The sequence below is a fragment of the Clostridium acetireducens DSM 10703 genome (assembly GCF_001758365.1).
Lineage (GTDB): Bacteria > Bacillota > Clostridia > Clostridiales > Clostridiaceae > Clostridium_C > Clostridium_C acetireducens.
Genome location: NZ_LZFO01000003.1, coordinates 1 through 14,465 on the forward strand (window position 1 = coordinate 1; position 14,465 = coordinate 14,465).

Consider the following 14,465-nt stretch of genomic DNA (forward strand, 5'->3'; position numbering starts at 1 on the left):
AAGTTATCCACAGGTGCAATAGCACCTTAGCTTTGCTATTATCTTTTTCTGAACAAAATAGTTAATTATTAACAAAAAGTAATGATTTTTAAATATAATTGAGGAAGTTTAATTGTGCAATTTCCTCAATTATAAATAATTATTTATTAAATTCTATATTATATTTATTAAATCCTATATTAAAATTTAGTAATAACCAGTTTTTAATAATTTAAGAATATTTATATTTCTGAATTTAATATATAACATATTTTTTTATTATGCAAATATACGGATTTAATTCATGTTATGTAATATACAATAAATTTATTTATTAATTATTTTTAATTACATTTTAATTTTAGTATAATAATCTATTATACTCTATTTTTTAATTTTAACATAAATAATTCCTAATGGAAGGTGATTTGATGATTGTTTTAAGCTGTAAAAATATTAACAAAAGCTATGGTATAGATTCTATACTAAAAAATATAACTTTTCATATAAATGAAGGCGAAAAAATTGGACTTATAGGAGCAAATGGTGTAGGTAAATCTACTTTGTTTAAAATAATAGCAAATCAAATTGATTACGATAGCGGAGATCTTTTTGTAGATAAAAGTAAAAAAATAGGTTACTTATCTCAGCATTTATCCCTAGATTCTAATAATACTATATATGATGAGCTATTACTAGTATTTAAGTCATTGTTAAACTTAGAAAAAAAAATAAATAAATTAGAAAAAAGTTTAAGCACCTCTTATGATTCTAATAATATGTCTTATTACGAAAAATTAATAAAAAATTACACATTATCTCAGGAATTATATAATAATCGAGGCGGATATACATATAAAGCAAAAATCAGTAAAGTTTTAAATGGTTTAGGTTTTTCACAAAAGGACTACGAAAAGCCTATAAATATATTAAGTGGAGGACAAAAAACTAGAGTTGCTTTATGTAAATTATTATTAATAAATCCAGATATATTATTGCTAGATGAGCCTACAAATCATTTAGATTTAGATGCAATAGAATGGTTAGAAGACTATTTAAAAACCTACAAAGGTACAATGCTTATAATATCTCATGATAGATTTTTTTTAGATTCTGTAACTAATAAAACATTTGAATTAACAAATAGTCACATTAAATGCTATAATGGAAACTATTCAAGTTACATAAAACAGAAGGAAGAAAATTATGAATCTGAATTAAAAGCATACAATATTCAACAATCTGAAATAAAACGGCAAGAAAAAATAATAGAAAAGTATAAATCATTTAATAGGGAAAAAAGCATTAAAGCTGCAGAAAGCAGACAAAAAGCTTTGGATAAAATAGAAAGATTAGATAAACCTCTTACCGAAAAGCAAATTTCTCATATGAATTTTCAAGTTGAAATTAAAAGCGGAAATGATATTTTACATATTGAAAATCTAAAAAAACAATTTAATGATAAATTATTATTTCATTCTGTTAATTTAGATATTAAAAGAGGAGAAAAGACAGCATTAATTGGAGAAAACGGCGGTGGAAAAACTACATTATTTAAAATAATTATGGATAAGGAAAAAGCCAGTGATGGAGTAAAAGTTTTAGGTAAAAATATTTATATAGGATATTATGACCAGGAGCAATCAAATTTAGATATTAACAAAACTGTAATAGATGAAATTTGGGATGACTTTCCTGAATTAACAACCACAGAAATAAGAACTGCTTTGGCATCTTTCTTATTTACTGGAGATGATGTTTTTAAAAAAATTTCTTCTTTAAGCGGTGGCGAAAAATGTAAAATAAATTTACTAAAACTAATTTTATCCAAATCTAATTTTCTATTATTAGATGAACCTACTAATCATTTAGATATAATGTCTAGGGAAGCTTTAGAAAAAGCTTTATTAAATTACGATGGAACTTTGTTAATAATTTCTCATGATAGATATTTTTTAAATAAAGTTATAAATAAAATATATGAACTGCATAAAGATGGTATTAACTTATATTTAGGTAATTATAGTTATTATAAACAAAAAAAGAAAAATCCATTAAGATTTAATTATGAAGAAATATCAAATACTAAAACTAAAACTCAAATAGAAAAAGAAAAAAAGAAAAAGAAAGAAGAACAAAAATTTGAAAGACAAAAAAAAGCCAAAATAAAAAAAATAGAGGATAATATATCTAATTTAGAAAATAATATAACTTCTTTACAAGAGCAATTATGCTTAGAAGAAGTATACTCTAATCCAGAAAAAAGCGAAGAAGTAAATAAAAATATTATTTCTCTACAAAAAAAATTAGATGAACTATATGAAATTTGGGAAAATTTAATGTAGAAAGGAAATGATATAATGTCAAAAGTTGTAGAAAGATTTTTAAACTATATTAAAGTAAATACAACTTCTAATGAAAACAGCTCCACTACCCCTAGTACTGAAAATCAATTAAAATTTGCCAAGTACTTAGTAAAGGAATTATTAAATATAGGAATAAAAAATGTATACTTAACGGAAAAAGGTTACGTAATAGCTAAGATACCTTCTAATACTAGTAAAAATATTCCTAACATAGGTTTTATAGCTCATATGGATACTAGTGCTGATGCATTAGGTGAAAATATAAATCCTAAAATTATAAAAGAATATGATGGAAAAGATATAATATTAAATAAAGAAAAAAATATTATATTATCACCTGAAGAATTTCCTGAACTAAAAAATTACATAGGAGAAGATATAATAACTACAGATGGAACTACTCTACTAGGTGCTGATGATAAAGCAGGTATAGCAGAAATAGTAACTGCAATGGAATATATAATAAATAATCCTGAAATTAAACACGGAAACATATGCATAGGTTTTACACCTGATGAAGAAATAGGAAGGGGTTCTGACTACTTTGATATAGATGACTTTGGAGCAGATTTTTCTTATACTATAGATGGAGGAAAAATAGGTGAACTACAGTACGAAAACTTCAATGCAGCATCAGCAAAATTAGTTATACATGGTAAAAATGTTCATCCAGGTAGTGCTAAAAATAAAATGATAAATTCCATTATGGTAGCTAACGAATTTTTAAATATGTTGCCCAAAGCAGAACAACCAGAATATACAGAAAACAGGGAAGGCTTTTTTCATTTAACTTATTTTAATGGAAATGTAGAAAATACAGAATTACATTTTATAATTAGAGATTTTAATAAATCTAATTTTAAATATAAAAAACAACTTTTTGAAAATATAACCAAATTTATAAATGATAAATATAGGAAAAATATTGCTTATATAGAAATTCATGATCAATACTACAATATGAAAGAAAAAATACTTCCTTTACAACATATAATTGATATTGCTTATAAAGCTATTGAAGAATCTCATATAACTCCTTTAGTAAATCCTATTAGAGGTGGAACTGATGGAGCTAGATTATCCTTTTTAGGTATGCCTACTCCTAACTTATTTACTGGAGGAGAAAATTTTCACGGAAGATACGAATATATTCCAATTAATTCCATGGAAAAAGCTGTAGAAGTAATATTAAAAATAATAGATATTTCTTTAAAAACATTTTAATTTATACAATATATTTTATATCTAGGTTGTTGAATAAAAAATAATTAAAAATAAGCTGTATAAAAGTAATAAGATAGTAGCATAAAGAGAGTTTGTAAATAAGTCATTTCATTAAGACACTCTAAGAATAAAAAATAAAAAAACTCCTACCCAATTTATGCCCCATCCTTGGGGCGGAAATTGGCTCATCACGTCCTGTGATGAATTACGGAGTTTTTTTATTTTTTCTTCTAAGAGTTCCTAAAATTCATTCAAATTATTTACAAACTCTCTTTATGCTACTGCCTTATTACTTTTATACAGCTTATTTTTAATTATTTTTACCCATATTTTGAGACTTTTCACCACATTGCTTTACAGCTGAAATTATAGAACCTCTAAAATTATTCTTTTCTAAAGTATACACTGCTTCTATAGTAGTTCCTGATGGAGAGCATACATTATCCTTTAACTTTCCAGGATGTTCTTTTGTCTCAAGTACCATTTTAGCTGATCCTAATACAGCTTGTGCTGCCATTTTATATGCTTTATCTCTAGATAAGCCTAATAATACTCCACCATCTGCTAAAGCTTCTATAAACATATATACATATGCTGGTGAAGATCCACTTATAGCAGTTACAGCATCCATTAATTTTTCATCTATAATTTCAACTTTTCCAAAACTTTCAAATATTTTCTTGGCTAATTCTACATCATTATCATTAACAAATTCATTATAACTCAAAGCACTCATAGCTTCTCCCACTAAAGCAGGCGTATTTGGCATAACTCTTATTATTTTTACTCCTTTATTAAATTTATTTGACAATTGTTCTAAACTAATTCCTGCTACAATACTGATTATTATAGTATCTTTTTTAATTAAATCTTTTATTTCTTCTATAACATCATTACATATATTAGGTTTTATTGCTAAAATTATAATATCAGAAAAATTAGGTATCTGTGTGTTACTATCACAAATATTAATATTATACTTATTTTTAATATAATTTAATTTATCCTTACCTCTATTGCTTATCATTACATTATGAGGCATAACCATATTTGAATTTATTATACCACCCAGTATAGCTTGACCCATATTTCCACATCCAATAATTCCTATATTCTTTTCCATTTTATACCTCCTGTATTTTTATAATAAATTATATTAATATAATTATATCATTTACTTTCAAATATTTTTGTTTTTATAAATTTATTATTTAACAAATTGTATTATAAATATCAATAGGAGGTAATATATATGATTTTTAAAATAGGACAAAAAATTCAAAGTCAATCTAATTGCAAAATATCTCTTTCTTCAAACAAAAAAGTACTAATAAAAAAAGGAGACATAGCACAAATAGTAAGAAAATTAGACAATGATACAGCAGAAATTATATATCTAACTGGTGAAGCTAAAGGACAAACTCAGCATATAAAAATTCAAGTAACTGATTCCCTAGATGTAGACTTAATAGCTAAAAAAATATTAAATGAAATACAAAAATAAGTATTCTTAATATTTTTTGATTATATAATTAAACTTTCTTTGTCAGTAAAAGTTTGATAAATGTATATACTGCAATAATTTATTCATTTATTGATACAATTTTATCAAACTTTTTTATTTATCACTAAAAATATATAGTCAATATATGCATTACTTGTATTTATTATCTATGAAAACCTTTATTTTTACTTTTTTTTAGAATATATGCAATTAGCAAAAAAACTTTGTTAATCTTTTGACAAAACATTAAAATTAGTGTATAATATAATTACAAAATAAACAATATTCAGAATATTTCTTATAAGGAGGATTTTATATGAAAGTTTTAAAAGTTAAATGTGTTAATGATTATGTTTTATTTGAAAAAAACTTAACTATGTTTAAAATTTATGATGTTGTTGACGAGCTAAAAAGACAGTATAAAATAATAGATGATACCGGTAAAGAAAACCTATATTGTAAATCATTATTTCAAATTATTTCAACTGCAGATGAAAATACCCTAAATGAAAAGAAAAGAGTTATAAACAATGGATAATCTAAAATTTAAATGGCTTTACTTAAAAAAGTGCCTTGTCTGAAAAATAAACAGACAAGGCACTTTAAAATATTATTATTCTTTTAATTTTAATAGTAATTCCCCAGTTTCTACTTGTTGTCCTTCTTTAGCTTTAATTGAATCCACTACACCAGATGCTGTAGCTACTACATTTGTTTCCATTTTCATAGCTTCAATTATAGCTAAGCTCTGTCCTTCCTTAACTTTATCTCCTTCTTTAACTAATATTTTTAATATTGTTCCTGGAATACTTGCACCAATTTCACATTTATTAGATGGATCTGCCATATTCACATCACTTTGTACTAAATTTTGTTTACTAGCATTTACTTTATCTTTTATTTTAATTTCTCTTCTATTTCCATCTACTTCAAATACAACACTTCTATATCCTTTTTCATCAAGTTTACCTATTTCTAAAAGTTTTACTATTAATTTCTTTCCTTCTGCTATAGTTATTTCGCTAGTTTCACCTTCACGTAACCCATGGAAGAATACGTCACTACCCATCTTGCTTAAATCTCCGTACTCTTTTATATATTTTAAATAGTCTTCAAATACACTTGGATATAAAGCATACGCTAATAAGTCTTCTTCTTTAGGTTTTATTTCAAATTCTTCTTCTAAATATTTAGCATCTTTTTCAAAATCCTCTGATGGTAGTAATTCACCTGGTCTACAAGTTATTGGTTCTTCTCCTTTTAGTACAAGCTTTTGTAAATCCTTAGGGAATCCTCCCATAGGTTGACCCATCATCCCCTTAAAGAATGTAACTACGGAATCAGGGAAAGCCATATTTTTAGCCTTTTCATAAATATTTTCTGGTGTTAAGTCATTCTTTACCATGAATATAGCTAAATCTCCTACCATTTTTGATGATGGAGTAACTTTAACAATATCGCCTACCATATCATTTACTTTTTTATACATTTCTTTTACTTCATTAAATCTATGTCCTAATCCAAAACTTTCAACTTGAGGTTTTAAATTTGAATATTGTCCTCCAGGTATTTCATATTTATATATTTCTGCTGAACCAGATTTCAATCCAGATTCAAACTGATTATATACTGGTCTTACTGCTACCCAATATTGAGCTATTTTTTCTAAGTCATCTGAATTTAAACCAGTATCTCTTTCTGTATTTTTAAGAGCTGCAACTACAGAATTTAATGCTGGCTGACTTGTTAATCCCGCCATGCTATTAAAGGCTGTATCTACAATATCCACTCCTGCTTCTGCTGCCATTAGTACTGTAGCTACTCCATTTCCTGTAGTATCATGTGTATGAAGATGTATAGGAATAGATATAGCATCTTTAAGTGCTGATATAAGTTTTTTAGCAGCATAAGGTTTTAAAAGAGCAGACATATCTTTTATTCCTAATATTTGTGCTCCTGTTTTTTCTATTTCCTTAGCCATATTAACATAATACTGTAGTGAATATTTATCTTTAGAAGTATCTAAAATATCTCCTGTATAACATATGCAAGCTTCTGCTACTTTTCCATTTTTTAATGTTTCATCAATAGCAACTTCCATTCCTTTTAACCAGTTAAGAGAGTCAAATATTCTAAATACATCAATTCCAGAATCTGCTGACTTCTTTATAAATCTTCTTATAACATTATCTGGATAATTTTTATACCCTACGGCATTAGCTCCTCTTATTAACATTTGAAATAATATATTAGGAGTCTTTTCTCTTAATTGACTTAATCTATCCCATGGGGACTCTTTTAAAAATCTATAACATACATCAAATGTAGCTCCTCCCCACATTTCCATTGAAAATAAATCTTTTGCTAACACTGACTGTGCACTAGCTATTTTAGTCATATCCTTTGTTCTCATTCTAGTAGCCATTAATGATTGATGAGCATCTCTCATTGTAGTATCAGTTAACAATAACTTTTTCTGTTCCTTTATCCAATTAGCAAGACCTTCTGCACCTTTTTCATCAAGTATTTGTTTTGTTCCTCTTAAGTTATTAGGCACTTCAATCTTAGGAACTACTGGAACGTCAAAGTCTTTCTTTTCTCCATGAGTTTCATTAACCACTTTTTCACCTATATATTTCAAAATTCTAAGTTCTGTATCTGCCTTAGGTACCACATCAAACAATTCAGGATGTTCTCCTATAAAGTTTGTATTAGATTCTCCCTTTCTAAATACAGGATGATTTAAAACATTTATTAAGAAATCTACATTAGTCTTAACACCAGTAATTCTTAATTCTTTTATTGAACGTATAGCTTTTCTTACAGCATCTTCAAAAGTTCTTGACCATGAAATAGTCTTAACAAGAAGACTATCATAATAAGGACTTATAATTGAGCCTGCAAATCCATTTCCACCATCAAGTCTTATACCAAATCCAGATCCAGTTCTATACTCATCTATTCTTCCTGTATCTGGTGCAAAATTATTTGTTGGATCTTCTGTTGTTATTCTACATTGTATTGAAAAACCTCTTGGTTTTATATCTTCTTGATTTTTAATTCCTATTTCTAATGAATTTAAAGGGTAACCTTCTGCAATTAAAATTTGACTTTGAACTATATCTACCCCTGTTACCATTTCTGAAACAGTGTGTTCAACTTGAATTCTTGGATTCATTTCAATAAAATAGTGATTTCCACTTTTGTCAACAAGAAACTCTAATGTTCCTGCACTTCTATAATTTACTTCTTTAGCTATTTTTAATGCATCTTCACAAATAATATTTCTTTTTTCTTCACTTAAAGCAAAAGCTGGAGTAAATTCTACAACTTTTTGATGTCTTCTTTGAACTGAACAATCTCTTTCATATAAATGTACTATATTTCCATGCTTATCTCCTAATACTTGAACTTCTATGTGTTTTGGTTCTTCCAAGTACTTTTCAATAAAAATATCATCTATTCCAAAAGCTTTTTTAGCTTCATTTTTAGCACTTCTAAAAGCTTCTAATAATTCACCTTCAGACCTTACTATTCTCATACCTCTTCCGCCACCACCTGCAGCAGCTTTAAGCATAACTGGATAGCCGCAGACCTTAGCAAATTCTACCATTTCTTCTTCACTAGTTATAGGTTTTTGAACTCCAGGAATGGTAGGAACACCAACCTTTGTAGCTATTATCTTTGATTTGATTTTATCTCCCATACTTTCCATCATATCAGAATTAGGTCCTATAAATTCTATACCTGCTTCTTCGCATTTTCTGGCAAATTCGGAATTTTCAGACAAAAATCCATATCCTGGATGTATAGCATCTACACCTTTATTTATGGCAAGATTTATTATTTCATCAATGTTTAAATAAGCTTCTACTGGTCCTTTATTTTTTCCTATCTGATAAGCTTCATCTGCTTTTGTTCTAAACAAAGAACACTTATCTTCGTTAGAATAAATAGCTACTGTTCTTATACCCAATTCGCTACAAGCTCTAAAAATTCTTATTGCTATTTCCCCTCTGTTAGCTACTAAAACTCTCTTAAATTTCTTAATCAATTTATTTGCCCCCTTATCCTTACATAACATGTAAATCTTGAATATTTATAAATATAAGCTTATAAACATGATATAATAATTATATAAAAATAGTGTAAAAATTGCAATTGATTGTTTTTGAAATTTTATTCATTTTTAATTATAAAATATATTAAAGCCTTAATTTAAAGGACTTATAATAAATAGATATTAAAAATAAAATCTTTTTTGAAAGAAATCATATATATCAATTGCAAATTTATATTATCTCTCACCTAATTTTAAATTAGGTATAGCATTTAAATTCATAGAAGCAAAATTTTCTTTAATATATTCAAAATAAGCTGCACTTCCAATCATAGCAGCATTATCCGTACATAAAGAAAAATCTGGAAATAAAACTTCTATATTTCTTTCTTTGGATTTTTCAATCATAGTGCTTCTTAAACATGTATTTGCTGCTACTCCTCCTGCTACAGCTATTATGTTACATTTTTTTACCTTACAGGCTTTTATAGAATTATCTACTAAAAAATCAACAACTGCTTTTTGAAAAGAAGCAGCTACATCTGCATTATTTATACTAACATTTTTCATTTTCATTGTATTTAAATAATTTAAAACTGAAGACTTTAATCCACTAAACGAAAAATCCAATGAAGTTTCATCATGAAAATTAGCTCTTGGAAATTTTATAGCATTAGGATTTCCTTCTTTAGCTATTTTGTCTATTTTAGGACCTCCTGGATATCCTAATCCAATTGCTCTAGCTACTTTATCATAAGCCTCTCCTGCTGCATCATCTCTAGTTTGACCAAGTATTTCAAATTCTCCATAATCTTTCATATACACTATATAAGTGTGTCCTCCTGATACTACAAGACATATAAAAGGAGGCTTTAAATTTTTATACTGTATAAAATTAGCACTTATATGTCCTTCTATATGATTAACAGCTATAAGAGGTTTTTTTAATGCATAAGAAAGACCCTTTGCATACTGTACCCCTACTAAAAGTGCTCCAACTAATCCTGGACCATAAGTTACAGCTACTGCATCTATATCTTTATACTGTAATTTTGATTCTTTAATTGCTTTTTCTACTACTGTAGATATTACTTCAATGTGTTTTCTTGACGCTACTTCTGGTACTACTCCTCCAAATTTAGTGTGTATATCTATTTGAGAAGATATTACATTAGAAAGTACTTCTCTACCATTTACTACTATTGCAGCAGCTGTTTCATCACAACTGCTTTCTATAGCTAATATTTTTATGTTACTTTTCATTTAAATTACCTCTCTTACGGCATTGGTGTATCACATATATTAATTAACATAGCTCATAATATATAGTATTACTTAATAAATAAAATTTATTAAATATGTATATTACTGTAAATTTAATATTATACGAATATATTTATAACATTTAAATAATTTATATTATATTATACTTTATTAAAATATTATTATCAATAATTGTTTATAAAAATATTTTTTAATTAATATTTATAACTATTAAATGCCAAAAATTAATTTAACTAAATATTTAAATAAAAAAGGTTCTGACAAAAGTCAGAACCTTAATAAATATCGAAATAATGGCAGGGGCAGTAGGACTTGAACCCACAACCAATGGTTTTGGAGACCACTACTCTACCAATTGAGCTATACCCCTAAGACACCACCTATTATATACTACTTTTTTAAAAAAATCAACATTATTAAAATATATTTTTATCTTTTTTTAAATTTATCCCATTCATATTTAAAATCTTTTCTATAATTTTTAGTCCAATTCCCAAAACTCCCCAATTTATTACTTAAGGGTAATCCTATTGCTGTAGGTGTTATTATTAATAGATAAATTGTTTGACCTATACTGGCAAAAGAAATATTTTTTATAATTCCAATTATAAACATTCCTATTATCATACACCATAATTCAGATATATTCTTATTTAAATTTATTGTCACTTTTTTCCCAATATAAATTGATAAAGAAGTAACTCCTAAAATAAATAGTATAAACAAAAATAAAAATAAAAATGGCAATATTAATATTCCTATAATAGTTACTGTAAAAACAAATGACATAAATATAGATAATAGTATAATTATATAACCATACTGTAAACTGTTTAAAAATTTATTATTAAAATTCCATGCCATATTAATTATAGTATATGGAATTATTCCATATAAAATCAATCCTAAAATTATAAAAACAAATAGTGAAGTAAAATTATAATCTTTTATATTTACTCCTCTAAATATATTAAGCGGTTTAATATTTTTACCTACTTCTTTTATTTTTCCAGATATATTTCCATTTATACCTTGTGTTACACTTCCACCTATAGACTTTACATTACCATTTACATTACCATTTACATATATATTGCCTGCTAAAGAAGTAACATTGCCATTTACATTACCATTTATATATATATCTCCCCCTAAAGATAATATATTAGAATTTCTAACTTCATTAGGTTGAACATAAATATTTTCTCCAAACTTAATTGCAGAAAAACTATTTATATTTAAAAAATTTGAAGTTTTTACATTAAATATACTTATAAAAAGTATTAAAATAAAAAATGAAAAAAAAGCAAAAAATTTTTTCATTTTAAACACCTACCATAATAAAATTTTAATTTTGTATAATATTTTCTATGTTTTTTACATTATAATTTAAAATGTCTTCATATTTAAATTCTTCTCTATACACTATTAAATTTAATGGTTGCATATTATATTTTTTAATTATTTCATCATTTTCTTTTAACTCATCCTTATTAGTATAAACAAAAATAAAGTTTCTATATTTATCAAAATTTTCTTCTACATATTTTATATTTTCTTTATTATTAATTTTAATTAGGTTTATATTACTATATTGAAAAAAATAATCATAGTCTTCTGAAGATATAATAAAACAACAATCTTTAGATAAATCAGAAAGTTTTTTTAAACTTGAATCATATTTTTCTATTGTCTTAATTATATCATTAAAATTTTTTTCATAGTATTCTCTATTTCTTGGATCTTTATCTTGAACAGCATTTTTTATATTAAGCAAAATTATTTTGCAATTATCTAAATCCATCCAATAATAAGGATTATTTTTTAAAACATACTCTCCTGATTTTATAGTGCTAGAGTATGAAATTATTTTAGAGCCTCTAGACGTATTTATAACACCTACTTTATTTTTTTTTAAATTATCTATAAAATTGTTAATCCAAGGTTCAAAATTAGCGCCAAAATATATAAATAAATTTTGTTTACTTATATTATCTAAGCTATCTTCAGAAAATTTAAAATTTATTTCATCTTGTCTATTTCCAAACATATACTCTACATTATGTTTGCTACCTACAATATCTTTTATCATATAATAAAGCAGTTTATCTGTAGCTACTATATTTAAATTGACAGAATTTTTATTTTCTACTTTTGTATTGTTAATTTTGTGATTTTTATTTATATACGATATTCTAATGCTAAATATAGTAATTATAAATATAAATATAAATATAACTACTATGCCTAAAACTTTTTTCAAATTCAACACCTCAGTTTTAAAAGTTACTAAACAAGCTTATTATTATTTTACATAATGTATAATAACAATGCAAATAATTAGATTACCTATTTTATTATTTTATATATGGTATAAAGTATGATAAAATGTAATTGTTATTTATATAATTTAGAAAGAGGTTATAAATATGGAATTTACAGTTAAAAATGTAGAAGAAACAATGGCTATAGCATATAAACTAGGTAAATTTGCAAATTCAGGAGATATTATATGTTTAAACGGAGATTTAGGAACTGGCAAAACTCATTTTGTAAAAGGATTAGCTAAAGGTCTAGAAATAAAAGAACATATTACAAGTCCTACATTTAATATAGTTAATGAATATGATGGCAGAATAAAATTGTATCACTTTGATGTATATAGAGTAAATGATCCTGATGAAATAGAAGCTATAGGTTTTGATGAATATATTTTTGGAGAAGGTGTTACTGTTATAGAATGGTCAAATTACATAAAAGAATTAATTCCTAAAGAACACATATCTGTAGAAATAATAAAAATTCCTAATAAAAATTTAAATTATAGAAAAATCATACTAAATTATTTTGGTGAAAAATATAATTATATAAAGGAGATATTTATATGAGAATTTTAAGTTTGGATTCAGCTACAGAATCTGCTAGTTGTTCAATTATAGAAGACAACAAAGTACTAGGCGAAATCACTTTTAATTATAAAAAACAACATTCTGTAATTCTCATGCCTATGGTTGAGTACTTATTAAATAATTTAAAATTAGATATAGAGTCCATAGATGGATTTGTAGTATCCAAGGGACCTGGTTCTTTTACAGGTCTTAGAATAGGAGCTGCAACAATAAAAGGTCTAAGCCAAGGATTAAACAAACCCTTTATTGCCCTATCATCTTTAGATGCTTTAGCTTATAATTTAGCTTATTCTAATGGTATAATTTGTCCTATATTAGATGCATTAAGAGGTAATGTATATACTGCATTGTATATATTTGAAAATAATAATTTAAAACGAATAAGTGAATATATGATAGTTTCTACAGAAGATTTAATAAATATATTAAATTCTAAAGAAAAAAATGTACATTTTGTAGGAGATGCTTTATATAAGTTTAAAGATATTTTACAAACTAAAGTTAAAAATTCAAGCTTTGCTCCTGTACATTTAAATTTAGTAAAATCTTCTTCTTTGGGAGAATTAGGTTTTAAACTTTTAAAAAAAGGTATTTATGATAATATATTTGATTTTAAACCTTTTTATATAAGAAAATCTCAAGCTGAAAGAGAATATGAAGAAAAGAATGGCAAATCCTATGAATGATATTATAATTTGTTCTGCCTCAATGGATAACTTAGAAGATTTAGTTAAATTAAGTAAAATGTGCTTTTCTATACCTTGGACTAAAGAATCTTTAAAACAAGAATTGTTAGACACTACTTTTCGTAAATACTTAGTAGCTATAAAAGATAATATAGTTATAGGATTCATAGGTGTGTGGATAGTTTTAGATGAAGGTCATATAACTAATATAGCAGTTCATCCTGAATATAGAGGTATAGGCATAGGTGATAAATTGCTAAATAATTTAATTTATCTTTGCAGAAACTTGGAAATAAAAAATATTACCTTAGAAGTAAGAAAATCAAATATAATAGCACAAAATTTATATAAAAAATATGGTTTTTTAGAACAAGGAATAAGAAAAAAATACTATGCAAATAATAATGAAGATGCAATTATAATGTGGAAATACAACATATAAAAATTAATATT

The 14,465-nt window shown here is 25.4% G+C and carries 12 protein-coding genes and 1 tRNA gene; 7 read left to right on the forward strand and 6 right to left on the reverse strand.

All coding sequences use genetic code 11. The features are described from left to right. The first annotated feature begins 410 nt into the window (after positions 1-410). A complete protein-coding gene (locus tag CLOACE_RS01225; protein ID WP_070109225.1) occupies positions 411-2,324 on the forward strand; it encodes an ABC-F family ATP-binding cassette domain-containing protein in 1,914 nt (637 codons plus the stop codon). 15 nt (positions 2,325-2,339) lie between these two features. Beyond that, positions 2,340-3,569: a peptidase T gene (gene pepT / locus CLOACE_RS01230; RefSeq protein ID WP_070109226.1), complete on the forward strand. Its 1,230-nt coding sequence runs from the start codon at positions 2,340-2,342 to the stop codon at positions 3,567-3,569. Between the two features lie 310 nt (positions 3,570-3,879). Here pepT and proC read toward each other — a convergent pair whose 3' ends face one another. Next, a complete protein-coding gene (proC, locus tag CLOACE_RS01235) occupies positions 3,880-4,692 on the reverse strand; it encodes a pyrroline-5-carboxylate reductase (RefSeq protein ID WP_070109227.1) in 813 nt (270 codons plus the stop codon). A gap of 129 nt (positions 4,693-4,821) precedes the next feature. On the opposite strand from proC, the gene CLOACE_RS01240 reads away from it, so the two are divergent. Further along, positions 4,822-5,073, forward strand: a complete 252-nt coding sequence (locus CLOACE_RS01240) for a hypothetical protein (protein WP_070109228.1) — start codon at positions 4,822-4,824, stop codon at positions 5,071-5,073. Positions 5,074-5,389: 316 nt separating this feature from the next. Beyond that, positions 5,390-5,611 carry a hypothetical protein gene (locus CLOACE_RS01245; RefSeq protein ID WP_070109229.1) on the forward strand — a complete coding sequence of 74 codons (222 nt, stop codon included), beginning with the start codon at positions 5,390-5,392 and terminating at the stop codon, positions 5,609-5,611. A 75-nt stretch (positions 5,612-5,686) separates the two neighbouring features. Here the strand turns inward: CLOACE_RS01245 and CLOACE_RS01250 are convergent, their stop codons facing one another. The 5 genes from CLOACE_RS01250 to CLOACE_RS01270 all read right to left on the reverse strand — a co-directional run bounded on the left by CLOACE_RS01250 (position 5,687) and on the right by CLOACE_RS01270 (position 12,680). Then, entirely contained in the window at positions 5,687-9,127 is a 3,441-nt protein-coding gene (locus tag CLOACE_RS01250) for a pyruvate carboxylase (RefSeq protein WP_070109230.1), read from the reverse strand. A gap of 243 nt (positions 9,128-9,370) precedes the next feature. Then, positions 9,371-10,396: a tRNA (adenosine(37)-N6)-threonylcarbamoyltransferase complex transferase subunit TsaD gene (gene tsaD / locus CLOACE_RS01255; RefSeq protein WP_070109231.1), complete on the reverse strand. Its 1,026-nt coding sequence runs from the start codon at positions 10,394-10,396 to the stop codon at positions 9,371-9,373. A 315-nt stretch (positions 10,397-10,711) separates the two neighbouring features. After that, positions 10,712-10,787: transfer RNA gene (locus CLOACE_RS01260), tRNA-Trp, on the reverse strand. 59 nt (positions 10,788-10,846) lie between these two features. Beyond that, positions 10,847-11,740, reverse strand: a complete 894-nt coding sequence (locus tag CLOACE_RS01265; RefSeq protein ID WP_070109232.1) for a bactofilin family protein — start codon at positions 11,738-11,740, stop codon at positions 10,847-10,849. Between the two features lie 25 nt (positions 11,741-11,765). Then, on the reverse strand, positions 11,766-12,680 hold the full coding sequence (locus tag CLOACE_RS01270) for a metal ABC transporter substrate-binding protein (RefSeq protein WP_070109233.1): 915 nt from the start codon (positions 12,678-12,680) through the stop codon (positions 11,766-11,768). 166 nt (positions 12,681-12,846) lie between these two features. Here CLOACE_RS01270 and tsaE point away from each other — a divergent pair, with 166 nt between their 5' ends. Genes tsaE through rimI form a run of 3 tightly spaced genes read left to right on the forward strand, consistent with a single transcriptional unit; the run spans position 12,847 to position 14,454 of the window. Beyond that, positions 12,847-13,305 carry a tRNA (adenosine(37)-N6)-threonylcarbamoyltransferase complex ATPase subunit type 1 TsaE gene (tsaE, locus tag CLOACE_RS01275; RefSeq protein ID WP_070109234.1) on the forward strand — a complete coding sequence of 153 codons (459 nt, stop codon included), beginning with the start codon at positions 12,847-12,849 and terminating at the stop codon, positions 13,303-13,305. Further along, positions 13,302-14,012 carry a tRNA (adenosine(37)-N6)-threonylcarbamoyltransferase complex dimerization subunit type 1 TsaB gene (gene tsaB, locus CLOACE_RS01280; protein WP_070109235.1) on the forward strand — a complete coding sequence of 237 codons (711 nt, stop codon included), beginning with the start codon at positions 13,302-13,304 and terminating at the stop codon, positions 14,010-14,012. Before tsaE ends, tsaB begins: the two co-directional genes overlap by 4 nt. Next, complete coding sequence (rimI, locus tag CLOACE_RS01285) at positions 13,981-14,454, forward strand: ribosomal protein S18-alanine N-acetyltransferase (protein ID WP_242866363.1); 474 nt, start codon at positions 13,981-13,983, stop codon at positions 14,452-14,454. Before tsaB ends, rimI begins: the two co-directional genes overlap by 32 nt. Positions 14,455-14,465: the final 11 nt, after the last annotated feature.